The 23,653-nt window shown below is 59.5% G+C and carries 24 protein-coding genes and 1 pseudogene; 16 read left to right on the plus strand and 9 right to left on the minus strand.

Translation table 11 applies throughout. The annotated features are described in order from the left end of the window. Positions 1 to 91: 91 nt before the first annotated feature. From eat to fic, 9 genes are all read left to right on the plus strand, one after another. Positions 92 to 1,525 carry an ethanolamine permease gene (gene eat, locus CPH89_RS06400; protein ID WP_053258197.1) on the plus strand — a complete coding sequence of 478 codons (1,434 nt, stop codon included), beginning with the start codon at positions 92 to 94 and terminating at the stop codon, positions 1,523 to 1,525. A 64-nt stretch (positions 1,526 to 1,589) separates the two neighbouring features. Further along, a complete protein-coding gene (locus CPH89_RS06405) occupies positions 1,590 to 2,984 on the plus strand; it encodes an ethanolamine ammonia-lyase subunit EutB (RefSeq protein WP_053258198.1) in 1,395 nt (464 codons plus the stop codon). Next, positions 2,981 to 3,817, plus strand: a complete 837-nt coding sequence (gene eutC / locus CPH89_RS06410; RefSeq protein WP_053258199.1) for an ethanolamine ammonia-lyase subunit EutC — start codon at positions 2,981 to 2,983, stop codon at positions 3,815 to 3,817. The genes CPH89_RS06405 and eutC overlap by 4 nt, the downstream gene beginning before the upstream one ends. Positions 3,818 to 3,905: 88 nt before the next feature. Continuing rightward, positions 3,906 to 4,364 carry a GNAT family N-acetyltransferase gene (locus CPH89_RS06415; protein WP_053258200.1) on the plus strand — a complete coding sequence of 153 codons (459 nt, stop codon included), beginning with the start codon at positions 3,906 to 3,908 and terminating at the stop codon, positions 4,362 to 4,364. Between the two features lie 324 nt (positions 4,365 to 4,688). Further along, positions 4,689 to 5,345, plus strand: a complete 657-nt coding sequence (locus CPH89_RS06420) for a DedA family protein (RefSeq protein WP_053258201.1) — start codon at positions 4,689 to 4,691, stop codon at positions 5,343 to 5,345. Between the two features lie 6 nt (positions 5,346 to 5,351). Then, complete coding sequence (locus CPH89_RS06425) at positions 5,352 to 6,182, plus strand: M90 family metallopeptidase (RefSeq protein WP_053258202.1); 831 nt, start codon at positions 5,352 to 5,354, stop codon at positions 6,180 to 6,182. Between the two features lie 93 nt (positions 6,183 to 6,275). Beyond that, positions 6,276 to 6,803 (plus strand): inorganic diphosphatase, encoded by a 528-nt coding sequence (gene ppa, locus CPH89_RS06430; protein ID WP_003176323.1) that lies wholly within the window; start codon positions 6,276 to 6,278, stop codon positions 6,801 to 6,803. 215 nt (positions 6,804 to 7,018) lie between these two features. Beyond that, positions 7,019 to 7,789, plus strand: a complete 771-nt coding sequence (locus CPH89_RS06435) for a LexA family transcriptional regulator (protein WP_053258203.1) — start codon at positions 7,019 to 7,021, stop codon at positions 7,787 to 7,789. Between the two features lie 496 nt (positions 7,790 to 8,285). Further along, a complete protein-coding gene (gene fic, locus CPH89_RS06445; RefSeq protein WP_053258204.1) occupies positions 8,286 to 9,407 on the plus strand; it encodes a protein adenylyltransferase Fic in 1,122 nt (373 codons plus the stop codon). A gap of 65 nt (positions 9,408 to 9,472) precedes the next feature. Here fic and CPH89_RS06450 read toward each other — a convergent pair whose 3' ends face one another. Beyond that, on the minus strand, positions 9,473 to 9,709 hold the full coding sequence (locus CPH89_RS06450) for a DUF6124 family protein (RefSeq protein ID WP_053258205.1): 237 nt from the start codon (positions 9,707 to 9,709) through the stop codon (positions 9,473 to 9,475). A 639-nt stretch (positions 9,710 to 10,348) separates the two neighbouring features. On the opposite strand from CPH89_RS06450, the gene CPH89_RS06455 reads away from it, so the two are divergent. From CPH89_RS06455 to ycaC, 7 genes are all read left to right on the plus strand, one after another. Continuing rightward, the gene (locus CPH89_RS06455) at positions 10,349 to 11,680 is read left to right on the plus strand and encodes an amino acid permease (RefSeq protein WP_232005429.1); all 1,332 of its coding nucleotides are present in this window, start codon (positions 10,349 to 10,351) and stop codon (positions 11,678 to 11,680) included. Continuing rightward, a complete protein-coding gene (locus CPH89_RS06460) occupies positions 11,664 to 12,959 on the plus strand; it encodes an aspartate aminotransferase family protein (protein ID WP_053258206.1) in 1,296 nt (431 codons plus the stop codon). The genes CPH89_RS06455 and CPH89_RS06460 overlap by 17 nt, the downstream gene beginning before the upstream one ends. A gap of 74 nt (positions 12,960 to 13,033) precedes the next feature. Further along, positions 13,034 to 13,762, plus strand: coding sequence for a TetR family transcriptional regulator (locus tag CPH89_RS06465; RefSeq protein ID WP_053258207.1), 729 nt, complete (start codon positions 13,034 to 13,036; stop codon positions 13,760 to 13,762). A 119-nt stretch (positions 13,763 to 13,881) separates the two neighbouring features. Next, positions 13,882 to 15,879, plus strand: coding sequence for an acetoacetate--CoA ligase (locus CPH89_RS06470; protein WP_053258208.1), 1,998 nt, complete (start codon positions 13,882 to 13,884; stop codon positions 15,877 to 15,879). Further along, positions 15,876 to 17,054 carry a thiolase family protein gene (locus CPH89_RS06475; protein ID WP_053258209.1) on the plus strand — a complete coding sequence of 393 codons (1,179 nt, stop codon included), beginning with the start codon at positions 15,876 to 15,878 and terminating at the stop codon, positions 17,052 to 17,054. Before CPH89_RS06470 ends, CPH89_RS06475 begins: the two co-directional genes overlap by 4 nt. A 1-nt stretch (position 17,055) precedes the next feature. After that, positions 17,056 to 17,436: a Zn-ribbon domain-containing OB-fold protein gene (locus tag CPH89_RS06480; RefSeq protein WP_053258210.1), complete on the plus strand. Its 381-nt coding sequence runs from the start codon at positions 17,056 to 17,058 to the stop codon at positions 17,434 to 17,436. 123 nt (positions 17,437 to 17,559) lie between these two features. Next, on the plus strand, positions 17,560 to 18,192 hold the full coding sequence (gene ycaC / locus CPH89_RS06485) for an isochorismate family cysteine hydrolase YcaC (RefSeq protein WP_053258211.1): 633 nt from the start codon (positions 17,560 to 17,562) through the stop codon (positions 18,190 to 18,192). A gap of 196 nt (positions 18,193 to 18,388) precedes the next feature. On the opposite strand, the gene CPH89_RS06490 is transcribed toward ycaC, so the two are convergent. The 8 genes and pseudogenes from CPH89_RS06490 to CPH89_RS06525 form a co-directional block, all read right to left on the minus strand. Then, positions 18,389 to 19,546, minus strand: coding sequence for a glutathionylspermidine synthase family protein (locus CPH89_RS06490; protein WP_053258212.1), 1,158 nt, complete (start codon positions 19,544 to 19,546; stop codon positions 18,389 to 18,391). A 12-nt stretch (positions 19,547 to 19,558) separates the two neighbouring features. Continuing rightward, entirely contained in the window at positions 19,559 to 20,272 is a 714-nt protein-coding gene (locus CPH89_RS06495) for a DUF1190 domain-containing protein (RefSeq protein WP_053258213.1), read from the minus strand. An 18-nt stretch (positions 20,273 to 20,290) separates the two neighbouring features. Beyond that, on the minus strand, positions 20,291 to 20,719 hold the full coding sequence (locus tag CPH89_RS06500; protein WP_053258214.1) for a DUF350 domain-containing protein: 429 nt from the start codon (positions 20,717 to 20,719) through the stop codon (positions 20,291 to 20,293). Positions 20,720 to 20,734: 15 nt separating this feature from the next. Next, the gene (locus CPH89_RS06505) at positions 20,735 to 21,409 is read right to left on the minus strand and encodes a DUF2491 family protein (RefSeq protein ID WP_053258215.1); all 675 of its coding nucleotides are present in this window, start codon (positions 21,407 to 21,409) and stop codon (positions 20,735 to 20,737) included. After that, positions 21,396 to 21,521, minus strand: a pseudogene (locus CPH89_RS06510) (potassium channel protein); the annotation flags it as partial. The gene CPH89_RS06505 and the pseudogene CPH89_RS06510, both read right to left, overlap by 14 nt. Positions 21,522 to 21,628: 107 nt before the next feature. Further along, entirely contained in the window at positions 21,629 to 22,189 is a 561-nt protein-coding gene (locus tag CPH89_RS06515; RefSeq protein ID WP_053258217.1) for a rhomboid family intramembrane serine protease, read from the minus strand. Between the two features lie 132 nt (positions 22,190 to 22,321). Next, positions 22,322 to 23,020 (minus strand): PspA/IM30 family protein, encoded by a 699-nt coding sequence (locus CPH89_RS06520; protein ID WP_053258218.1) that lies wholly within the window; start codon positions 23,018 to 23,020, stop codon positions 22,322 to 22,324. Positions 23,021 to 23,037: 17 nt separating this feature from the next. Then, a complete protein-coding gene (locus CPH89_RS06525) occupies positions 23,038 to 23,619 on the minus strand; it encodes a YjfI family protein (RefSeq protein ID WP_094470401.1) in 582 nt (193 codons plus the stop codon). Positions 23,620 to 23,653: the final 34 nt, after the last annotated feature.

Consider the following 23,653-nt stretch of genomic DNA (forward strand, 5'->3'; position numbering starts at 1 on the left):
AGCCCCCACATTAGATCTTCGCAAGTACTTGCAACTCGCATTCGGCACCCAGAGGCCGAGCTAAAACAATAAGAACGGACGGTACTTTCCCATGCCTAGCGAACCTACTGGCTCTTCCGTCGACTTCGAAAAAGTCGGCAGCGACTACTTCCAACAACGCGAATTAAAAAAAGGTGCCGCCGGCTGGGTGCTGTTAGTCGGCCTCGGCGTTGCCTATGTAATCTCCGGCGACTATGCCGGCTGGAACTTCGGCCTGGCCCAGGGTGGTTGGGGCGGCATGTTCCTTGCCACCTTACTGATGGCCACCATGTACCTGTGCATGTGTTTTTCTCTGGCTGAACTGTCTTCGATGATCCCCACCGCCGGCGGCGGCTACGGTTTTGCCCGCAGCGCATTCGGCCCGTGGGGCGGGTTCCTCACGGGCACCGCCATCCTGATCGAATACGCCATCGCCCCCGCTGCCATCGCGGTGTTTATCGGCGCTTATTGCGAGTCGCTGTTCGGCATTGGCGGCTGGATGATTTACCTGGCGTTCTACATCATCTTTATTGGCATCCACATCTTTGGCGTGGGTGAAGCCTTGAAGCTGATGTTTGTGATTACGGCTGTCGCGGCGATTGCCCTGGGTGTATTCCTGGTGTCGATGGTGCCGCACTTCAACGTCGCCAACTTGCTGGACATCCCGGTCACGGAAGCCAAAGGCGCCAGCACGTTCCTGCCGTTCGGCTACGTCGGCGTATGGGCGGCAATTCCCTATGCAATCTGGTTTTTCCTGGCCGTTGAAGGCGTACCACTGGCCGCTGAAGAAACCAAAAACCCTAAACGCGACCTGCCTCGCGGCCTGATTGGCGCCATTGTGGTGCTGACCAGTTTTGCCCTGCTGATTCTGGTGATCGCACCGGGCGGCGCCGGCACTTACGCGCTGATCAAATCCGGCAACCCGCTGGTGGAAGCACTGGCACTCTCCTACGGCGGTTCAACCTGGATGGGCGGCTTCGTCAATCTGGTCGGCCTGGCGGGGTTGATCGCGAGCTTTTTCTCGATTATCTACGCCTATTCGCGGCAGATCTTCGCCTTGTCCCGCGCCGGCTACCTGCCGCGCAAACTGTCCCAGACCAATAAAAGCAAGGCGCCAGTGCTCGCGTTGGTGATCCCCGGCATCATCGGTTTCGGCCTGTCGCTGACCGGCCAGGGTGACTTGCTGATCCTGGTGGCCGTGTTTGGCGCGACCATTTCCTACGTGCTGATGATGGCCGCGCACATCACCTTGCGCATCCGTCGCCCCAAAATGGACCGTCCGTACCGCACACCGGGCGGCATTTTCACCTCCGGCGTTGCGCTGGTGCTCGCCTGCGTGGCCGTCGTAGCGGGCTTTCTGGTGGATCCACGGGTGGTGATTGGCGCGGCGATCATCTATGGAGTATTAATTGCTTACTTTGCTTTCTACAGCCGGCATCACTTGGTAGCGGGTACGCCGGAGGAGGAATTCGCGGCGATCCAGGCCGCAGAGGCCGCCTTGCACTAACTGCCGTAAACCTCGACGCGGGCGCTTTACTCTCAGCCTGCCCGCGTCGCCAAGGAGACACTGTATGGCAAGCTTTTCCCACGCGGTGGGTACTCAAACCTACCGCTTCGACAGCCTCAAGGACGTGATGGCCAAGGCCAGCCCAGCGCGTTCCGGAGACTTCCTCGCCGGTGTGGCCGCGCAGAACGACGGCGAGCGCGTGGCCGCGCAGATGGCGTTGGCGAACATTCCGTTGAAACACTTCCTGGAAGAAGCGCTGATCCCCTACGAAAGCGACGAAGTCACGCGACTGATCATCGACACCCACGATAAACCGGCGTTTAGCGTGGTCAGCCACCTGACCGTCGGCGGCCTGCGTGACTGGCTGCTCAGTGACGCGGCCGACGAACACAGCCTACGCGCCCTGGCGCCGGGGCTGACCCCGGAAATGGCCGCCGCCGTCTCCAAGATCATGCGCGTGCAGGACCTGGTATTGGTCGCGCAGAAGATCCGCGTGGTCACCCAATTTCGCGGCACCATGGGCCTGCGCGGGCGCCTGTCGACGCGCCTGCAGCCCAACCATCCTACGGACGAACCAGCCGGCATCGCCGCAAGCATTCTCGACGGCCTGCTCTACGGCAACGGCGACGCCATGATCGGCATCAACCCGGCCACCGACAGCATCGCCTCGATCTGCGCGATGCTGGAGATGCTCGACGCGATCATCCAGCGCTACGAAATCCCGACCCAGGCCTGCGTGCTGACCCACGTCACCACCTCCATCGAGGCCATCAACCGTGGCGTGCCGCTGGACCTGGTGTTTCAGTCGATTGCCGGCACCGAGGCCGCCAACGCCAGTTTCGGCATCAGCCTCAGCGTGCTGCAGGAAGGTTACGAGGCGGGCTTGAGCCTGAATCGCGGCACCTTGGGTCAGAACCTGATGTATTTCGAAACTGGCCAGGGCAGCGCCTTGTCGGCCAACGCGCACTTTGGCGTTGACCAGCAAACCTGCGAAACCCGTGCCTACGCCGTGGCGCGGCATTTCAAACCGTTCCTGGTGAACACCGTCGTCGGGTTTATCGGCCCCGAGTACCTGTACAACGGCAAGCAGATTATCCGCGCCGGCCTCGAAGACCACTTCTGCGGCAAGCTGCTCGGCGTGCCGATGGGGTGCGACATCTGCTACACCAACCACGCCGAAGCCGACCAGGACGACATGGACACCCTGCTGACCCTGCTGGGCGTGGCCGGGATCAACTTCATCATGGGCATCCCCGGCTCCGACGACATCATGCTCAACTACCAGACCACCTCGTTCCACGACGCCCTGTACGCCCGCCAGACACTGGGCTTAAAGCCGGCGCCGGAGTTTGAACAGTGGCTGGCGAAAATGGGCATCTTCACGCAAGCCGACGGCAAAGTGCACTTCGGCAACAGCCTGCCACCGGCGTTTCGCCACGCCTTGAAGCAATTGGGATGAAGGAGCCGCCCGTGCAAGTAGAACTGCCTGATAATCCGTGGCTGGAACTGCGCCGCCTGACCCCGGCGCGCATTGCCCTGGGCCGCACCGGCACCAGCATCCCCACCGGCGCGCAGCTGGACTTCCAGTTCGCCCACGCCCAGGCGCGCGACGCAGTGCACCTGCCCTTCGACGCCGCGGGCCTGAGCAGCCAGATGGCCGAGCGTGGGCGCGACAGCCTGTTGCTGCACAGCGCTGCGGTTGACCGCCATATGTACCTGCAACGCCCGGACCTGGGGCGGCGCTTGAGTGATGAGTCGGCGCAACGCCTGCGCGACTACGCGGCGGCCAACCCTGGCGGCGTAGACCTGGCCATCGTGGTGGCCGATGGTCTGTCGGCGCTGGCCGTGCATAAACATACGTTGCCGTTTCTTACGCGCATGGAAGAACAGACCCACGCCGAAGGCTGGTCCTTGTCGCCCGTGATCCTGGTGGAACAAGGCCGTGTTGCAGTCGCCGATGAAGTCGCCCAGTTACTCGGCGCCAAGATGGTGGTGATTTTGATTGGTGAACGCCCGGGGCTCAGTTCGCCGGACAGCCTGGGCCTGTATTTCACGTATAACCCCAAGGTCGGCCTGACCGACGCCTATCGCAACTGCATCTCCAACGTACGGCTTGAGGGGTTGAGCTACGGCATGGCCGCGCATCGCTTGCTGTACTTGATGAAAGAGGCGTGCCGTCGGCAGCTGTCGGGGGTCAATCTCAAGGACGAGGCGCAGGTGATGACCCTCGAATCCGATGATCCCGACCTGATGAAAGGCAATTTCCTACTCAGCCCACCGGATGACCAATAGCAGCGCGATTGCACTTTTTTTCACCATTAGGCAGCATCCAGTCACGGCCGCGTGTGTGGTCATACCCCTTTGGAAGTTGAGGCCTGGCATGCGGATTACTCAAGCGACCCTGGAACACCTGGACCTGTTGACGCCTCTGTTCGTCAAATACCGCGAGTTCTACGGGGCTTTGCCCTTCCCGGACTCGTCGCGAGCCTTTCTGGAAAAGCGCCTGCGCCGAAAGGAGTCGGTGATCTACCTGGCCCTGGCCGATGACGACGACAAGAGGCTGCTTGGGTTTTGCCAGCTGTACCCGAGCTTTTCGTCGCTGTCGCTGAAACGGGTATGGATCCTCAACGACATCTACGTGGCTGAAGACGCCCGCCGGCAGTTGGTGGCGGATAACCTGATGCGCACGGCGAAGAAAATGGCCAAGGAAACTCACGCGGTGCGGCTGCGGGTGTCGACCAGCAGCAACAATGACGTGGCGCAGAAGACGTACGAGTCGATCGGATTTCGGGAAGACACGGAGTTCAAGAACTACGTGTTGCCGATCAGTGAGGACTGACGCTGTTAGCCCAACCACCATAGATCCCCCTGTGGGAGCGGGCTTGCTCGCGAAAGCGGTGTATCAGTTAATAAAGATTCGACTGACCCACCGCTTTCGCGAACAAGCCCGCTCCCACATTTACATCTGAGCAACATTTAGATCGGTGTAAAGCCTTGCTACCAGCGACACTCCCCGCTACAAAACCAACACGCTTTTCACCTCTCAATCCGTATAATGCGGACCTCTCAGAGCTGTAAGAATCGCGACATAAGCTTGTAGCCTAACTTACCCGTAGCTTCCGCACAGGCCTGCTGAGCCGGGCCATTCACACAGGTGCCACCCATGGATTTCAACCCGCTCGACCTTATCCTGCATCTCGACGTGTACCTCGACATGCTGGTAAGAAACTACGGAGTGTGGATCTACGCCATTCTGTTCCTGGTTATCTTTTGCGAAACCGGTTTGGTGGTCATGCCTTTCCTGCCCGGTGACTCATTGCTGTTTATTGCCGGCGCCATCGCCGCAGGCGGCGGCATGGACCCGGTACTGCTGGGCGGCCTGTTAATGCTCGCAGCTATCCTCGGCGACAGTACCAACTACGTGATCGGACGAACGGCCGGGGAACGCTTGTTCAGCAACCCGAACTCGAAAATCTTCCGCCGCGACTACCTGCAAAAAACCCACGACTTCTACGACAAGCACGGCGGCAAAACCGTGACCCTGGCGCGCTTCCTGCCGATCCTGCGCACCTTTGCGCCGTTCGTCGCCGGTATCGCCAAAATGCCCTACCCGCGCTTCTTCGGCTTCAGCGTGTTCGGCACCATCATCTGGGTCGGTGGCCTGGTGACCCTGGGTTACTTCTTCGGCAACGTGCCGTTTATCAAGAAAAACCTCTCGCTGCTGGTGGTGTTCATCATCCTGCTGTCGCTGGTGCCGATGATCATCGGTGTGGTCCGCAGCCGCTTTGGCCGCACGTCTTCCGAAGCCAAACCGCAGTAACCCGCGATGTGGTCCCTCAGCGCCTGGCGTCGCCGGCGCCTGCTGGCCAAGCACCCGATTGCCGATGACACCTGGCAACGGGTGCGGCACCACCTGACCTTCCTCGACGGCATCAGCGCCGAGCAAGACCAGTGGTTACGCGAAGCCTGCGTGGTGTTCCTCGCCGAAAAACACCTCACCGCCCTGCCCGGCGTCGACCTGCACCAGGAACAACGCCTGCTGCTCGCCGCCCAGGCGCAATTACCGCTGATGAACCTCGGCGACCTCGATTGGTACCAGGGTTTCCACGAAATCGTGCTGTACCCCGACGATTTCCTCAGCCCCCAGCGCCATCGCGATGCCAGCGGCGTCGAGCATGAGTGGGACGGCGAACACAGCGGCGAAGCCTGGCAACAAGGCCCGGTGATCCTCGCCTGGCCCGGCGTATTGGCCAGCGGCCAGTGGGAAGGCTACAACCTGGTGATCCACGAACTGGCGCACAAGCTCGACATGCTCAACGGCGACGCCAACGGCCTGCCGCCGCTGCACCACGACATGCGCGTGCAGGAATGGGCCAGCGTGATGCAAAGCGCCTTTGACGACCTCAACCGCCAGCTGGACGCCAACCCGCACGCCGACACCGAGATAGACCCCTACGCCGCCGAAAACCCGGCAGAGTTCTTTGCGGTCACCAGCGAATATTTTTTCAGCGCCCCGGATTTACTGGTCAGCACTTATCCCCAGGTGTACGCGCAACTGAGTCGCTTCTATCGCCAGGACCCGTTGGCCCGCCTGACCCAGGTGCAAGCCAGCGACACCCGCTATCAGACTGAACGCCACGCGCCACACGACGTCTGACGCATAGCGTCGGCGTCAGAATATGCCTATAATCGCCGCCACTTTTAGGCCAATCCGGCCATGTTCCATGGCCAACTACGGGGGCAACGCCCAATGAGCTACAGCAAGATTCCGGCTGGCAAAGACCTGCCGAACGACATCTACGTCGCCATCGAAATTCCGGCCAACCACGCGCCGATCAAATACGAAATCGACAAAGACAGCGACTGTCTGTTCGTTGACCGTTTCATGGCCACCCCGATGTTCTACCCGGCCAACTACGGTTTCATCCCGAACACCCTGGCTGACGACGGTGACCCCCTCGACGTGCTGGTGGTAACCCCTTACCCGGTAACCCCAGGCTCGGTGATCCGCGCACGCCCAGTCGGCATCCTGAACATGACCGACGACGGCGGCGGCGATGCCAAAGTTATCGCGGTACCCCACGACAAGCTGTCCCAGCTGTACGTGGACGTGAAGGAATACACTGACCTGCCGCCACTGCTGCTGGAACAGATCAAGCACTTCTTCGAGAACTACAAAGACCTCGAAAAAGGCAAATGGGTGAAGATCGACGGTTGGGGCAACGCAGACGCCGCCCGCGCCGAGATCATGAAGTCGGTCGCTGCCTACAAAGGCTGATACCCGCTCCTCATTGCCCTGGCAATCAAAAAAGCCCCGACGATTCGGGGCTTTTTTTGTGGGAAAAATTTAAACTCAAAGTTCAATGTTTAATGCGCAGCGTTTAACCAAGTTAGAACTCTGAAATATCGGACTACAACTAAGCAAATCCCTACACGCGCAATTCAACGCATAGTTTATTTGATGTATTTTTTCGGCCAGTAAACTCTGCGTTTATGAATACATCAGGTGATCGACTAAAAGCACTACTGCGGGAAGTTCATCTTTCCGCCTCCGACTTCGCCAAGAACCGCGGTGTCACGCCTCAACACGTGAACAACTGGTTCAAACGCGGCGTGCCCATGGCCCGACTCAACGAGATCGCAGAACTGCTCTGCGTCTCCAGCCGTTGGCTACGCACCGGCGAAGGCCTCAAACACCCACCGGCCAACTTCCTGCTGGAAGGCCCGGACACCGCCAAAGGATTGCGCACCCGCGAAGACAGCGGCAAATACCTCACAGGCCCCGCCTGCCTCCCGGAAAAAATCGACGTGGAGATTCCTCTCCACCCCACCTTCACCTCCAGCGAACGCATCCGCGTCTCCCTGCACACCCTCGAAACCCTCAACGTAAACCCCGACCGCGCGGTAGGCGCCTACATGGTCGACAACAGCATGATCGACATCATCCAACAAGGCGCCACCCTCGCCATCGACCGCGGCCGCACGCAAATCACCGACGGCGAAATCTACGCCGTCGAACACGACGGCATGCTGCGCATCAAATACCTCTACAACCGCCCCGGCGGCGGCCTGCGCATGCGCAGCCACAACGCCAGCGAACACCCCGACGAATACCTCACCCACGAACAACGCTTCGAACAGAACTTCGAGATCGTCGGCTGGGTGTTCTGGTGGTCCACCCTCAACAACCGCCGACCGGTGCCACTGGACGAACACCTGCTGGGCTGGGAAGGCTCTAAATCGGACCCGGAGGTAGGCATTTGAAATGAATGTGGGTATCATGCCGCCCACATTTGGCAGGGGGTGGCTTTGCGCTATCCACCCTGCTTGGCGATGCGGAGGAGTTCCCGCTGATGCCCCTACTATTCAGTCAGACTTGATGTTGGCTGAGCGATTTGAAGGCTGGTGAGGTTTGTCAAAAACAAGCTGAGGCAGTCCCCGAGAAGCCGGCCACAAGCCGGCTTTTTAATGCCCTTTTAACCTCAAAAACGCATTGGTACCTGCTGGGGCAAGTAGGCACGCTGCGACTATCACCCTTACTCCGCAAAAACTCTATTCTAAAGCGCGCGCCTCAATTAATAGCCGCCTAGCTCGTTGACTCATAGCTAAAGTGTCGCCGCCAGCGACACAAGAACAAGACATGTCGCAAAAATCATAAAATAGCGACACATGACACCCACATGCTTACACTGACGCCATGAGAGAGCGCTTATGAAAGCGACCTCGCCTATAAATGAACCTCGTGGACACACTCTCATCCATGACAACACCTCATTTCCCATGGCAAGCCGATAAGCCTTACAACCAGCTTCCGCCACTACCGCCGTCAGCACAGCTGGAAACCCGGGCAGTACTCAAACGCTGCATTGAGGCCCGCGCAGCCTTGGCCGAATTGAAACAAGCTGCCGAGCTGATCCCTAACCAAACGATGCTGATCAATACCATCCCCTTGCTGGAAGCCAAGGACAGCTCCGAGATTGAAAGTATCGTCACCACCACGGACCTGCTCTTCCAGCATGCCCAGGATGGAGCAAATCACGCGGACCCCGCGACCAAAGAAGCCCTGCGGTACCGCAAGGCTCTTCATAACGGTTACCAATCGTTGGCTGAGCGCCCACTCTCCACAGGCACGGCAGTAGAAATCTGTCGCACGCTCAAGGGCGTGAACATGGACATTCGCCGTGTACCAGGCGTCCAGCTAGCCAATGACCGCACCGGCGAGATCATCTACACGCCACCAGAGGGCGAAGATCGCTTACGCGACTTGCTAGCCAATTGGGAACGTTTTTTACACAACGAGACAGACCTCGATCCTTTGGTACGAATGGCCGTGGGGCACTATCAATTCGAGGCCATTCACCCGTTCACCGACGGCAATGGCCGTACCGGCCGGGTACTCAATACCCTGTACCTGATTCAGGAAGGTCTGCTGAATCTGCCGATTCTCTACCTCAGCCATTTCATCATTGCGCATAGAGCCGATTACTACCGACTGCTGCTTGATGTGACCCGCGAGCAAGCCTGGGAGCCCTGGCTGCTCTACATGCTCACCGCCGTAGAGGAAACCGCCCGTTGGACCAGCGCCAAAATTGCCGCTATTCGCGGCCTATCCGAACACACCAGCCAGTTTGTTCGTGAACGTCTGCCGAAAACCTATACCCGCGAATTAGTGGATGTGATTTTCGAGCAACCCTACTGCCGCATTAGCAACGTCGTGGATAAGCAGATCGCTCAACGCCAGGCCGCCTCCCGCTACCTCAAAGAGTTGGTCTCCATTGGCGTTCTACAGGAGGTTCAGGTTGGCAAGGAAAAGCTCTTCATTCATCCAAAGCTGATGCAGCTACTGATTCGCGACAGCAACGACTTCAAGACGTACACCTGAGCCGTAGTGAAGGACATTGAGTATTGAATCGCCTGCACGGTGAAGACTGAACAGGCGACGTTTTCTTACTTCGGCTGCAAACACTCCACAGCCCGATCCGCCACCATCTTCGCCATCTCAACCAAATGCATCACCGCCCGATGCGGCGCGCCCAGCGGTTCACCCAGTGCCTGCGAGGTAGCCACCGCGCACTGCAGCAACTCGGCCACACGCAGCCAGGCATCTTCAAAGCTCAGCTCTTCATTGACAGTAAATGGCTGAGTCGCGGCCGATGACGGCGAATCCGATACAACGTTATCCATAGCAAAACTCCAATCGATAATTTGGAGCTGCCAAGATCCGCGACTAAACGAAAGGCGGCAGCTGTACGCAGGTTAGTCGACCGGTCGATTGGGAACCCGGCGCACCCGGAGGTGCCCTGCGCACAGCCACCATAAGATGCAGGCGAAGGGGTGCCTGACTCATGAATTGCTTATGCGCCAATCGAATCCGGGCGACTAAACCCGATCACTGAATAGGCAGTGACGGAACGCAGCCTAGTCGCGGAGTTTAGCTGGCGCAAGCGACTGGAATTCTCTAGGAAACGTCCTGCAAATGAAAGGGATCCGCCCTGCTGGCCTTTGAAAATCGCCCCAATACTCGACCGTATCCCCCCCACCCATCTGTTTCCCCAGGTGACACGTTTGCCTCCTCCCCCGAATCAACATCACCCCAAGAATCCTTCCTACAAACATAGCTAAACAGCCCCTTTAAAAACCGCTCGCCGCCACGTTTGGCATTTGGCCCAAAACCTGCTTATTGCACACCGTACAATAAAATCCGGTCTGAGCCGGGCCACCTCACTACTGCTGTGCAATACAGCTCGGGGAATGCTGATGTCCACACCACCGCTTCACTCTTCCAACCATGGCTTGGCACGGTCGCTCAAGGAGCGTCATGTGATGTTGATTGCTATCGGCGGCATTATTGGGGCCGGTTTGTTTCTGGGTTCGGGCAAGGCAATTGCCACGGCGGGGCCGGCGTTGTTGCTGGCGTATGCGTTGTGTGGGGGGATGGTTTATTTGATTGCGCGGGCGCTGGGGGAGTTGTCGTTGTACCGGCCCGGTAGCGGGTCGTTTGCAACGTATGCAGAGGAGTTTTTGGGGCCGCGGGTGGCGTTTATCACCGGGTGGTCGTATTGGTTGATCTGGATTCTGGTGGGGGTGCTGGAGGTTACGGGGATCGGTTTGTTGATGAAGTATTGGTTCCCGGAGTTGGCGCAGTGGATTCCGGCGTTGGTCACCACGGTGGTGTTGATGGTGATCAATTTGTTTGCGGTGAAGACGTTTGGCGAGGTGGAGTTCTGGCTGGCGTTGATCAAGGTGGTGACGATTGTCGGGCTGATTGCTGCAGGCTTGGCGATTCTGCTGTTCGGGCTGGAGACATCGTCGCAGCCCCCCCCTTCAATCACCCACCTGTGGCGGCACGGCGGGTTTTTCCCGAATGGCTGGAGTGGCTTTTGGTACGCGATACCGTTGGCGGCGTTTACCTTTGCCGGGGTCGAGGTGATTGGCTTGGTCGCGGCGGAAACGGCCAACCCGGAGCGCACATTGCCGCGAGCGATCAATAGCATCATCTGGCGGATGGCAATTTTTTATATCGGGTCGATCGCGGTGATCATGGCCCTTTACCCCTGGAACCAGATCGATACCTCGCAAAGCCCGTTTGTGAGGGTGTTCGACAGCATTGGCCTGGGGGTTGCGGCCGGGTTGATCAATTTTGTGGTGATCAGCGCGCTGGCGTCGTCGTGCAATACCGGGTTGTTTGCCACCAGCCGGATGTTGTTTGCGCTGTCGCATATTCAGCAGGCACCCCGTCAATTGCAGGTGTTGAGCCCGCGCCAGGTGCCGGCGCGTTGTTTGATGGTGTCGACTGCGATTTTGCTGGTGGGGGTCTTGCTGAACTATCTGATGCCGGAACGTATTTTCAACCTATTAATCACCGGCATTTTGGGCCTGTTGATTTGGGTGTGGGCAGTGATCATCGCCACGCATATGGCGTATCGGCGCAAGGTGCAGCGCGGTGAGTTGCCGCTGATGGCGTATCGCTTGCCGTGGGCGCGGGGCAGCAGCGTGTTGGTACTGTTGTTTTTGGCTGGGTTGACGGTGCTGGTGATTCGCGACCCGGAGACGCGCACGGCGTTTTATGTGGCGGCGGCCTGGTTTGCGCTGTTGCTGCTGGTGTATCCGAAGCGCAACGCATCCAAGGAGGTGAGCGATGTTCACAGCGCCTGATAAGTCCGTGTTGCAGCACTGCATCAACCGCTACACCCACGCCAACCCCAACAGCGCCCGGCAACTGGACTTGGCCGCGCGGGTAATGCCGGGTGGCAATACCCGCTCAGTGCTGTTTTATGAGCCGTTTCCGTTGGTGATGTCGGGCGGGACGGGCTGTTTTCTGGATGACCTGGACGGGCATCGTTATGTCGACTTTCTCGCCGAATACACCGCAGCGCTGTATGGGCACTCTCACCCGGTGATCATCCAGGCGCTGACGACGGCGATGGCGAACGGGCTGAACCTCAGCGCCCACACGCAACTGGAAGCGCGGTTGGCAACGCTGATTGTGGAGCGCTTCGGTTGTATCGAACAGGTGCGCTTTACCAATTCCGGTACCGAGGCGAACCTGCTCGCGCTGGCGGCGGCACGGGCCTACACCGGGCGCGACGGCGTCATCGCGTTTAACGGCGCTTATCACGGCGGCGTGCTGAGTTTTGCCGGGCCAGGCACGCCGATGAATGTGCCCCACCGCGTGTACCTGGCGGATTACAACGATCTACGCAGTGTCGAGCGTTTGCTGTTTGAGCACCCTGGCGCGTGTGCGGCGATCCTCGTGGAGCCGATGTTGGGCGCCGGTGGCTGTATCTGCGCCGCGCCGGGCTTTCTCGAGGGTTTGCGCGCGTTGAGCCGTGCACACGGGATATTGCTGGTGTTCGATGAGGTGATGACTTCACGCCTTGGCCCAGGCGGTTTACAGGAAAAGCTCGGTATAAAGCCGGACCTGATGACCCTGGGCAAATACCTCGGCGGCGGGATGCCCTGTGGCATGTTGGGTGGCCGACGAGACATCATGGCGCAGTTCGATCCGCGCCATGGCCGCCTCTCTCACGCAGGCACCTTCAACAACAACGTACTGACCATGGCGGCGGGTATCGCTGGATTGGAGCAGGTGTATACCCGTGAGCAAGCCCTTGCGTTGAATGCGAGGGGCGACCGGTTACGCGAGCAACTGAACGAGGTGCTCGCCTGCATGCCGATGCAGTTTACCGGGCAGGGTTCAGTGATGAACCTGCATCCCACGGGCAGGCCGATCCTGCGGCCCACGGATATCCCGACAGACCGAAACAGCCTACGGGACCTGTTCTTTTTCCACCTGCTTGAAGGTGGGATCTACAGTGCGCGGCGCGGGCTGTTTGCGTTGAGCCTGCCGCTGACCGAGCACGAAATGAATCGGCTGGTTAACGCTACACAGGCTTTTGTCGAACGCTATGGCGGCATGTTGACCGGCGACTGACGCCCTACCTGGAAGAGCGACAGCGAATCGACGACCGGCTATCCTTTCGCCGTCGCTCAACCGGAACAACGTCCATGACCAGCAAAACCGCAAACCCACGAGGCAGGCGTAAAAAAACCGTTGGCGAAGACCCGCAAAACCAACTGAATAAAGACACGATTATCGCCGCTGCATTGGCGTTGATCGACCGCGAAGGCCTGGAAAAATGCAGCCTGCGCAACTTGGCAAATAGCCTGGGCGTGTACCCCACGGCCATTTACTGGTACGTCTCGTCACGTGAATTGCTGTTGAGCGAAGTGTTGGCCAAAGTCCTCGAACAGGTCGCACCGCAGCCTCAGGAACGCTGGCAGGACTACCTTCGCGCCACCCTGGTTAATTGCCATAACGCTGTGCACCAGCACCCGAATGTCGCGCCGTTGCTTGGTGCGCAACTGGTCTCCAACACCCGCACCGACTTCAAGTTGGTGGAAGGCGTATTGGCGGCATTGCAGCAAGCGGGTTTCAGCGGGCCTTCATTGGCTGGCGCCTACAACACCTTTATCGCCGCCCTTGCCGGTTTCACCACCTTGGAGTTCGCCCCGCTGCCGGAGGACACCGAGGCGTGGCAGCACCAAGTACAGGAAAGCCTGCAGGCCATTGACGCCGAGCAGCACCCGACCCTTGCGCAGAACATGAACCAACTGAGCAACCGCGGTTTCAGCCTGCGCTGGCAAAATGGTGTGCACGCGCCGCTGCATGAGAGCTTTGCGTTTTATGTCGAGACCTTCCTCTGCGGCCTGGAAACCCTGGCGGCGCGTCACTGAAAAATCGCACAACATAATCAGAAAGCCCATTAATTGTACGCCGTACAATTTGGCGTTACAGTCCGCCACGTATGAATACCCCATGACCCTAAAAACAAAAACGTCAGAGGTCTTTAATCGTGGCGACTGCATTCAACGAAGTGGTCCAGGGCCAACGGCTTTGGCAGCCCTCCCCTGAACATATCCAACCTACCCGCCTCACGCATTACCTGGCTTGGCTCAAACGCGAGCGCGGGCTGAGCTTTGTCGACTACCACGGGCTATGGCAGTGGTCGGTCGATGATCTGGACGCTTTCTGGCAATCGATCTGGGATCACTTTAGGGTGCAGGCCAGTAGCCCATACCACGCGGTGCTGGGTGATCGCAGGATGCCGGGTACTGAGTGGTTTCCCGGCGCGCAGCTGAATTTTGCCGAACACATTTTGCGCAACGAACGGCAAGGCGATGCGCTGCTCTACCTGAGCGAATCCGCCGCCTTGCAGGGCTTGCCCTGGGCTGAGTTCTCCGACCAAGTACGCACGCTCGCCAGCTATCTGCGAGAGCTCGGCGTAGTGCCCGGTGATCGCGTGGTGGCTTACCTGCCAAACATCCCCGAGGCGATGATTGCGCTGTGTGCCTGCGCAGCCATCGGTGCGATCTGGGCCAGTTGCTCGCCGGATTTCGGCAGTGAGGGTGTGCTGGATCGGGTGCGGCAATTAGCGCCGAAAGTGTTGTTGGCGGTGGACGGCTACCGGTATGGCGGCAAGGCGTTTGACCGGCGTGACCAGGTCCGGCAGATCGTCGACGAGTTAGGCAGTATCCAGCAGGTGATTGTGCTGCCGACGCTGTTTGTTGATGAGCCATTGACGCTGGCTAACGCCATCGACTGGCACAGTTTGCGCCGGCGCCCCAGTGTGCCCGCCGCCGATTTCCAGTGCGCGCAAGTTCCCTTCGATCATCCGTTGTGGGTACTGTTCTCGTCCGGCACCACGGGGGTGCCCAAAGCCATCGTTCACAGCCATGGCGGGGTTCTGCTGGAGCAGCTCAAAGCACTGCATCTGCACCTGGATTTTCGTCCGGGTGACACCGCCTTTATTTTCACCACCACCGGCTGGATGATGTGGAACACCTTGTTCAGCGCCTTGCTCTGCGGTGTTCGCCCGGTGCTTTACGACGGCCATCCCACCTGGCCAGGCACCGATGCGCTGTGGCAAATCCTGCAAGACAGCCGGGCGAGTTTTTTCGGCACCAGCCCCACCTACATAGAGCTGATGCAGCGCGAGGGCATAGTGCCCGGCGAGCGTTTTGACCTGCACGCACTGCGCACGGTAATGCCGGTGGGGTCGCCGGTTTCACCGCAGTGTAATGCATGGTTTTATCGCAACCTGAACGCGGCGGTGTGGGTCAACACGGGCAGCGGCGGTACGGATATCTGCACCGGGCTGCTCAGTGGCGTACCGACCTTGCCGGTGTATGCCGGCGAGATCCAGGCGCGCGCCCTGGGGGTGGATGCCCATGCATTTGATGCGCACGGCCAGCCGGTGATCGATCAAGTCGGCGAGCTGGTGGTGAGGTCGCCCATGCCGTCGATGCCGGTGTATTTCTGGAATGACCCCACGGGCGAGCGCTATCGCGACAGCTACTTTCAGCCGTGGCCCGGCGTATGGCGCCATGGGGATTTCTTTTTACTCAATGCACGCGGCGGCTGCCAGGTGCTGGGGCGTTCCGATGCGACGCTGAACCGCTTTGGCGTGCGGATCGGCACGGCGGAGATTTATCGGGCGCTGGAGCACATCGCAGAAATCGAGGATGCACTGATCGTTAACCTTGATTTGCCCCAGGGCGGTTTCTTTATGCCGCTGTTTGTCCAGCTGCGTGCCGACGCGGTGTTGGATGAGCCTTTGCAGCAACGCGTGAATGATTGCCTGCGCCTGGCGTGCACACCTCGGCATGTGCCGGACTGCATCCTGGCTGTACCGCTGATTCCCACCACCCTCACCGGGAAAAAAATGGAAGTGCCGGTACGCCGGATCCTGATGGGGCACGACCCGCAGAAAGTCGCCAACCCCAGCGCCATGCGTGACCCGCAGGCGCTTGAGTTCTTTATCGAATACGCCGCCCGGAGCTGCCAGCCATGAGGGGTAAAGCTTATATCGCGGGAGCCTATGAACACCCTACCCGTCACGCCACGGACCGCTCCCTGGCGCAGTTGCATGCCGATGTGGCACGCGGCGCCCTGGAGGATGCAGGGCTGAGCCTCGGTGATGTCGACGGCTATTTCTGCGCCAGTGATGTGCCGGGCTGGGCGGCGCCAGGCGTAGGGCCGTTCTCCATGGTCGAGTACCTGGGCATCCAGCCACGCCATTTGGATACGACGGAAAGTTGGGGCTCGTCCTACATGCATCAAGTCGCCCAGGCTGCACGCGCCATCGCCGATGGGCGCTGCCGCGTCGCCTTGATCACCCAGGCCGGGCGCCCGCGTGCCGAGCGCCAACGTCCGCAAAGCAGCGCATCAGCCCCCGCGTACAGCGCGTGTGAAGCGCCGTTTGAAACGCCCTATGGCGCTGCCGTGGTCAACCTCTACGCGATGTGCGCCATGCGCCATCAGTACGAACACGGCACCACGGCCGAGCAACTGGCCTGGATAAAAGTCGCGGCGTCGCACCATGCCCAACACAACCCACAGGCGATGTTGCGCAATGTGGTGACGGTGGAAGACGTACTGAGTTCACCCTTGATCGCCGCCCCTTTGCGGCGCTTGGACTGCTGTGTGATCAGCGACGGCGGCGGCGCGCTGGTGCTGGTCCATCCGGCCATTGCGCGCTCGCTCAAACGGCCGCTGATTACGCCTATCGGTTCGGGCTATGCGATTAACCATCTGAACGGTGGTTACTTCGACCTGCTGACCTCGGGCGGCGCGCAATCCGGCGCCGACGCATTCAGCGAGGCGCGCCTGACACCGGGCGATATTGACTACGCCTCGCTGTACGACAGCTTCACCATCACCGTATTGATCCAGCTGGAAAACCTCGGTTTTTGCGCCCCTGGCCAAGGCGGTGCCTTTGTCGCCGACGGCAAGTTGATCAGCGGTGTCGGCCCCTTGGCGGTAAACACTGACGGCGGCGGCCTGTGCAATAACCACCCGGGCCATCGCGGCGGCATGGCCAGACTGATCGAGGCCGTGCGCCAGTTGCGCGGCGAAGCACACCCGGCCGTTCAACGGCCGCATTGCGCACTGGCTCTGGCCCACGGCACCGGCGGCCTGCTGGGTTCACGCCACGGCAGCGCCACACTCATACTGGAGCGCCTCTGATATGCCACTGACCTCACCGCACATCACCCCGGAAAGTGCGCCCTTCTGGGCCGCGGCCAATCAAGACCAACTGTTGCTACGCCGCTGCCTGGACACCGGCAAGGCCTACTACTACCCCCGCGATCACAGCCCCTTCACCGGCAGCACCGCAACCGATTGGATCGTCGCCAGCGGTGGCGCCACGTTGTACAGCTTCAGCTATAGCGGGCGCGCAGACGACGTGCATTGCATTGCCTACGTGACGCTCGACGAAGGGCCAACGATGTTGTCGGTCATCCAGTGTGACGCTGCGCACCGCTTGCGCATCGGGCAACGGCTCAAGGTGGCGTTTGCGCCCACGCCGAACGGCCAAAAAGTCCCAGTGTTTGTTCCATCGGTTTGATTGTCCTTTTTGAGTTGACGGTAAGACACGCGCCAGCCGATTTATCACTGCTAACTCACCCATTAATCTGTGCCCATGTTGAACGCAACGCCAACCCAACCTAAACAAAAAAAGGATTCAACCATGAGCACGCCAACCCTTAGCCGTTTGAACAAAGACGACGCCGTAGTCCTGCTGGTCGACCACCAAACCGGGCTGATCTCGCTGGTGCAGGACTTCTCCCCCAACGAGTTCAAGAACAACGTGCTGGCCCTGGCGGACCTGGCCAAGTTCTTCAACTTGCCGACCATCCTCACCACCAGTTTCGAGCAAGGCCCTAATGGCCCGTTGGTGCCGGAGTTGAAGGAGATGTTCCCGCAGGCGCCGTATATTGCGCGCCCTGGTCAGATTAATGCGTGGGATAACGAGGATTTCGTTAAGGCGGTCAAGGCGACTGGGCGTAAGCAGATCATCATTGCGGGTGTGGTGACGGATGTGTGTGTGGCGTTCCCGACGTTGTCAGCGCTGGCGGAAGGGTTTGAGGTGTTTGTGGTGACGGATGCCTCGGGCACGTTCAATACCACGGTGCAGCAGGCGGCGTGGAGCCGGATGACCCAGGCGGGGGCGCAGTTGATGAATTGGTTTTCGGTGGCGTGTGAGTTGCAGGGCGACTGGCGCAATGACATGGAAGGGTTGGGGAATTTGTTGTCTCAGCGGATTCCTAACTATCGGAATTTGATGAATGGGTATGCGGCGGTGACGGCGCGTCAGGGCTGAGGTTGAGGGGCGGCCCTCAAAAAACTGTGGGAGTGGGCTTGCCCGCGATGGCTGTGAATCAGTCGATAAATTCGGTGACTGATACACCGTCTTCGCGAGCAAGTCGAATCGTCGCACCGCCGCTCCCACATTTGATCTTCGCTGCTTTGAGTATTGGGGCAAGCCCACTCACCACAGACGCGGTGTTTGCCCTTACTCAGTCGAGGATCAGGTGCGGCAAAAACCGGCTGGAATCTTTGGTAATCAAACTATTGTCTTCCCGTACGCCAATCCCTGCGGCTTGATCGCCAATCACCCACGACCCGATCAGCGTGTAGCTGTCGCCAAAGCGCGGCAGCGGCGCGAACTCCTGGAGGATGAACGGCGCATCGGTGTAGGGGCCGTCTTCTTTTACGATCAGGCCGTCGGCGGTTTGCAGTTCGATGTTGGCGCCTTCGCGGGAGAAGAACGGTTTGCGCACCCAGCCTTTTGGCACGGCTTTGCCGGGGTCGGTATCCAGGTGGGACGCGAGCAGGTTCGGGTGGCCTTTATTGAATTCCCACAACAGCGGCAGGATGCCTTTGTTGGAGAGGATGGCTTTCCACGCGGGCTCGAAAAACTGCGTATCGCACTGGGCAATCGCGGTGCCGAAGGGCTCGTGGAAGATGAATTCCCAGGCGTGCAATTTGAACAGGTGGGGAATCCAGCGATCTTCGAGGTCGACGAAACGGCCGTCGCTGGTCAGGCCGATGTCCTCGATGTCGATGTGGCGTGATTCGATGCCGACCTTTTCCGCGACGAGGCGCAGGTAGTCGGTGGTGCCTTTGTCTTCGACCGAGTCTTTCATCGAGGCGAAGTAGAACGGTTGGTTGACCTGCAATTGAGCGAAGGCCTGGTGCAGTTTGGTGTCGATGCTGTTGAACTGGTCGGCATGCTTGGGCAGCAGGCCGCGTTCGATGCATTGTTCCAGCCAGCCCCATTGAAACGCCGCCGCCTCGTAGAGGCTGGTCGGCGTGTCGTAGTTGAGTTCGAGCAGTTTGGCGGGCCCAGTGCCGTTGTAGGAGAAGTCCATGCGCCCGTACAGGTGCGGGTGGCCTTCGAGCCATGAGGTTCGAATCATGTCGAAGAACGGCGCAGGAATGCTCAGCCGTTCCAGCAGCTCTTCGCTTTGCACCACGCGGGCCACGAGGTCCATGCACATGTCATGGATCTCGGTGGTCGGGTCTTCGAGGTCACGCTCGATTTGCTCGAGCGTGAATTGGTAGTACGCGCGCTCGTCCCAGTAGGGTTCGCCGTCGATGGTGTGGAACAGAAAGCCGAGACTCTCGGCAGTCTGTTGCCAGTCAGGACGTTCTGCGCAGTGGATCTTCTTCATGGCCCGGTTTCCTTAACTGCTCGACCCACCGCCGCCCCAGCCGCTGCGGGCGCTGGCTTTGCTGCCAAAGCCGCCACGCGAGGTAGAGGACGCCACGGACACCGGCTTGCTGGAGGAGCGCAGCGTGTTGGTGTAATTGCTGCTGCCGTACCGGGACTGATTCGAACGGCCGAATGTCGCCCCATTCGAGACCCGCTGGTTGAGCGTCGAGTTACCGTAATTGCCGCGATCATCGCGATAGCGATACACCGGCTCGGAGCGGTAGCTGTTGCGATTGTTGCTGAGCATGTTGCCGATCAGCAGGCCGGTCAGCAGGCTGCTGGTGGAGAAGCCTGAGCCGCCACTGTTCGCTTGGGAACCGCCGGCTTGCGCATTGGCCGCATCGACCTGGGATTGGGTCACCTGGCCGGCGGCGGTCAGTTCAAAACCGCCGAGTTTGGGGATGAACTTGCCGGTGGAATCCTGCTGGCACCAGCCGGCGACAAAGTCGGCATCGCAATCGGTCTGGCTGTCGTACACCGGGGCAATGCGGCGATGCTCGGCCATGGCCGTCATGTAGGCGTCCGAGCACACGTCGACCGGCAGATTTTCATCGGCGCATTGCTGAACCGACTGGAAGTTGTACTTCTTCTGCAAATCGTAGGTTTTTTCCGTCGGCCCACAACCGGATATCGCCATGGCGACCGACGCTGCCAGCGACAGCTGAACGTACTTGCTTCGTTTCATCGAGAGCTCCGTGCGCAATCAGTACTGGGTGGGCGTCATGCACGCGGCATTCAACATGCCGACGCTGATGGCCACGGCGGCCACGTAGATACCGGCCGCGAGTTCGCCGTTCTTGATGCGCTCGGACGTGCCTTTGAGCACCAGGCTGGTCAGCAGAAAGGCCAACAGTTGGACGCCGGCGGCGATCACCGCCCAGACGACGAAGTCGAGGATGCTGATCGAGTAGGCAATCACGTTGCTGGCCGGAATGGCGAAACCGATGATGGCACCGCCCAGGGCGACCGCCGCCGACACGTTGCCGGCACGGATCAGTTCGAACTCCTTGTGCGGGGTGACGCGGGTGTAGATGAACTGGAACAGCGCGAAAATGATCGCAGCCCCGAGGATATAGGTGACAAACCCGAACACAGCCGCCTTGTTCAGAGAGATGGAGAGAGCTTCTAGCATGGACGTGTTCCTTTTTTAGAGCGCAGTCAGGTCGGTTGTGTACAGCGAAATGCCCAGCGAGGTGCTCAAGCTGATGGTGCCTTCGGCGTCTTCTTCGACGGAAAACAGCAAAAACTCTCGGCGATCGGTCAGGCCTGTGTCGCGGGCGTACAGCATCGAACGGTGCTCGACGGTGTAGGCGGTCTCGGGGTTGATCACCTGTTCGGTCATCGCCACCAGTTCTGTCTGGCCAGGCTCGCTGCCCCACACGCGGGCGTATTCGACGCCGTAGTGGGTGTAGGTCGGCAGCCCGATCAGGCTTTGTGGCCCGGCCAGCCGACGCAGTTCCGCTTCACTGCTGATAGTGACGACGCTCAGGTAGTTGAACAGGATCACCGACTCGACCTGCCCGGCGATCTCGCCGGTGGTGTGCACCTGCAGCCAGTAATCTTCGTCGTTCATGTAGTAGCGCGACAGCCAGGTCGATTGCCCGAGGTCAACGCTGCCGTTGGCCCAGATTTCCTGGGAGCCGGGGATCACCACCGTGGTTTTCTCATCGAGCAGCAATTTCAGGCTCGTGTCGAACATCACGCCTTTGCCCGGCGCCAGGCCCAACGGGCCCGTGGCCGGCAGGGTTTGGCCTGCGGTCCATTTCGATTCTGTATTCGCTTGCGGGGCCTCAAGCCCCATCAACTGTTTAAACCATCCCATTGGAGATTTCCTTGAGGCGGGTGGAGGCGATGTAGAAGCGTTCGCCGCCTTCAACGCGCGTGGCGCCAGGCGGGTTGATTGAGGGGTGTCGAGCCGCGTTGGCGCGGTCGCCGAAGCGGTGAAAGCGGCAGGCCGCGTATAGGCGCAATAAAAGAAAAATCGACATGTCGTCCCGATTCCCTGGGTACTTGATTCCTGATGACGTCATCGCCTCGGCATTCACCCGGCATTAAACCTGCTGCGCGGCATAGAGAGAAGTACCTTGGCCGCAATAAACCCGGCGAGCGCACCAAACAGATGACCTTCGAAAGAAATCCCCTGGCGCGGCAGAAAGCCAAGGATCAGGCCGCCATACAGCACCGCCACCACACCGGCGATGATCAGGTTGCTCCAGCTGCGGTGGAACCAGGCGCGAGACAGCAGGTAGGCCCATAGGCCGAATACCCAGCCGCTGGCGCCGACGTGCACGCCGCTGAAACCGAACAGCCAGACCAGCGAGCCGCCCAGCAGAATGATGATCGCGCTGACGGCAATGAACCGGTTGAGCCCTTCGACAATGACCAGGCTGCCCAGCACCAAAAAAGCAATCAGGTTGGCGCTCAGGTGAGCGAAGGACGCGTGTAAAAAAGGTGAGGCGAGGATGCCGAACAGCCCCTGCACGGTTCTCGGGACCAGGCCGAATGCCATGAGGCTGTAACCGGTGGCGACATTGAGCAGTTGCAGCGCGACCATAAAAACGGCCAGGCCGGCGATTGTCTTGAAACCCTTGAGGGTATTCATCCTGACCTCGAGGTAAAAAAAGGAAGGGCAGACCTGAATGCCGGTCAGTTAAGTGCAAGGCCTCTGTGGGAGCGCCGCTGCTTTGAGCATTTCGTTCACTTAACTGACCTGCCCGGCCTGCTTCGGCGCTTTTTACTCAGCCGACTTTTGCTTCAGGCGTTCCAGAATCGCGTTGGCGCTGCCTGTGTCCGGCGTAATGCCAGCTTCGCGCAGCTTGCGCTCCAGGTCGTTGCCCGTGGAGGCCTCAGCCAGTTGATCCTGGGCTTGCAGTTCAGCGGCACGTTGCTGCTGCTTGGCTTGCAAGCGGTTCAGCGTACCGACGGCGGTTTCCAGCTTGCCGTTGGCACCGCCACTGGCGATGGACGCACTGACCTGGGCCTTTTGTACGCTTTCACGCGCCTTGGCCATGTCCACTTGCTGGCGCAGGCTTTTGATCCGGCTTTCGGCTTTGGTGATGTCTTTGCGCATGCTCTCAGCGTACCCGCCGAACTCGGTGGTCTGCTTTTGCTCGACGTCACGCTCGTTGGTCAGGGTCGAAATGGCTTCGGCGACTTCCAGGGCGAGGTCTTCGCGATTGGCCTGGATAGCCGCCATCGCTTTGGACTCCAGGTCCTTGATCTTGGCGTCGTACTCGCCCACGCGATCAGACGCCAGCTTGTGCTTGGCCATGATGCTGACCAGCTCACGCTTGGCGTTGGCCAGCGCCGTGTCGGCGTCGCGAATTTCCTGGTCGAGGATGCGCAGGGCTTGTTGGTCAACGATCGATTCGCCGACTTCGCTGGCACCGCCACGCAGCGCGGTGAACAATTTGCTCCAGATGGACTGAGTCATTGGATACTCCCGAATAATTAATTGAAGAAACGTTCGAAGGCTTCGCTGGCGCGCTGCACGTTATCAACCAGGGTTTTCACCTCGGTCACGATGTTAGTCAGGCTGGAGTCGGAACTCAGTGCGCCAAACATGTTGTAAACAACTTGCCCGTTAGGCATGGACTCGATACCGATCGAAGACAACGGGAACATTTCCCGACTGCGCAGCACTGCGTCATTGAAGGCGGTTACGTCGTTGATGGACTCGACGTCGACCAGCACGGTGTCCACGATGATCTGCTCGCCCACTACCGCGATATAAATCGGCAAGCCCCCGAAGTCGTTCATTTCCAGCTTGATGCTGGACTCGGAGCCTTGAACCAGAGAAAGCGTAATGTCGTTGGACACCACTTCGTCCAACGCCTGAAAAGCCGTGAAGAGGCGATCGATATTCCAGTTAGTACCTGCGCTCATGAAATTCTCCGACATGAATGAGCCAGCCAGAATCGGCTGGCGAAGCTGTTTCTCCATCTGCTTGAGCAGGCTTCGGTTTTCGGGAAGCACCCAAGTCTCGTGTTTCACATAACCGGCGGCCGCCAAGCCCGCGCGCATCTGCTTCATGTAAAAGCTCGATGGCTTTTTCGCAGGCGATTTC

Source organism: Pseudomonas fluorescens (assembly GCF_900215245.1).
In the GTDB taxonomy this organism is placed as follows: Bacteria; Pseudomonadota; Gammaproteobacteria; order Pseudomonadales; family Pseudomonadaceae; genus Aquipseudomonas; species Aquipseudomonas fluorescens.

Coding starts and splice junctions, on each gene's coding strand:
- eat (WP_053258197.1), top strand. CDS start 92: ATGCCTAGCGAACCTACTGGCTCTTCCGTCGACTTCGAAAAAGTCGGC.
- CPH89_RS06405 (WP_053258198.1), top strand. CDS start 1,590: ATGGCAAGCTTTTCCCACGCGGTGGGTACTCAAACCTACCGCTTCGAC.
- eutC (WP_053258199.1), top strand. CDS start 2,981: ATGAAGGAGCCGCCCGTGCAAGTAGAACTGCCTGATAATCCGTGGCTG.
- CPH89_RS06415 (WP_053258200.1), top strand. CDS start 3,906: ATGCGGATTACTCAAGCGACCCTGGAACACCTGGACCTGTTGACGCCT.
- CPH89_RS06420 (WP_053258201.1), top strand. CDS start 4,689: ATGGATTTCAACCCGCTCGACCTTATCCTGCATCTCGACGTGTACCTC.
- CPH89_RS06425 (WP_053258202.1), top strand. CDS start 5,352: ATGTGGTCCCTCAGCGCCTGGCGTCGCCGGCGCCTGCTGGCCAAGCAC.
- ppa (WP_003176323.1), top strand. CDS start 6,276: ATGAGCTACAGCAAGATTCCGGCTGGCAAAGACCTGCCGAACGACATC.
- CPH89_RS06435 (WP_053258203.1), top strand. CDS start 7,019: ATGAATACATCAGGTGATCGACTAAAAGCACTACTGCGGGAAGTTCAT.
- fic (WP_053258204.1), top strand. CDS start 8,286: ATGACAACACCTCATTTCCCATGGCAAGCCGATAAGCCTTACAACCAG.
- CPH89_RS06450 (WP_053258205.1), bottom strand. CDS start 9,709: ATGGATAACGTTGTATCGGATTCGCCGTCATCGGCCGCGACTCAGCCA.
- CPH89_RS06455 (WP_232005429.1), top strand. CDS start 10,349: ATGTTGATTGCTATCGGCGGCATTATTGGGGCCGGTTTGTTTCTGGGT.
- CPH89_RS06460 (WP_053258206.1), top strand. CDS start 11,664: ATGTTCACAGCGCCTGATAAGTCCGTGTTGCAGCACTGCATCAACCGC.
- CPH89_RS06465 (WP_053258207.1), top strand. CDS start 13,034: ATGACCAGCAAAACCGCAAACCCACGAGGCAGGCGTAAAAAAACCGTT.
- CPH89_RS06475 (WP_053258209.1), top strand. CDS start 15,876: ATGAGGGGTAAAGCTTATATCGCGGGAGCCTATGAACACCCTACCCGT.
- CPH89_RS06480 (WP_053258210.1), top strand. CDS start 17,056: ATGCCACTGACCTCACCGCACATCACCCCGGAAAGTGCGCCCTTCTGG.
- ycaC (WP_053258211.1), top strand. CDS start 17,560: ATGAGCACGCCAACCCTTAGCCGTTTGAACAAAGACGACGCCGTAGTC.
- CPH89_RS06490 (WP_053258212.1), bottom strand. CDS start 19,546: ATGAAGAAGATCCACTGCGCAGAACGTCCTGACTGGCAACAGACTGCC.
- CPH89_RS06495 (WP_053258213.1), bottom strand. CDS start 20,272: ATGAAACGAAGCAAGTACGTTCAGCTGTCGCTGGCAGCGTCGGTCGCC.
- CPH89_RS06500 (WP_053258214.1), bottom strand. CDS start 20,719: ATGCTAGAAGCTCTCTCCATCTCTCTGAACAAGGCGGCTGTGTTCGGG.
- CPH89_RS06505 (WP_053258215.1), bottom strand. CDS start 21,409: ATGGGATGGTTTAAACAGTTGATGGGGCTTGAGGCCCCGCAAGCGAAT.
- CPH89_RS06515 (WP_053258217.1), bottom strand. CDS start 22,189: ATGAATACCCTCAAGGGTTTCAAGACAATCGCCGGCCTGGCCGTTTTT.
- CPH89_RS06520 (WP_053258218.1), bottom strand. CDS start 23,020: ATGACTCAGTCCATCTGGAGCAAATTGTTCACCGCGCTGCGTGGCGGT.
- CPH89_RS06525 (WP_094470401.1), bottom strand. CDS start 23,619: ATGAAGCAGATGCGCGCGGGCTTGGCGGCCGCCGGTTATGTGAAACAC.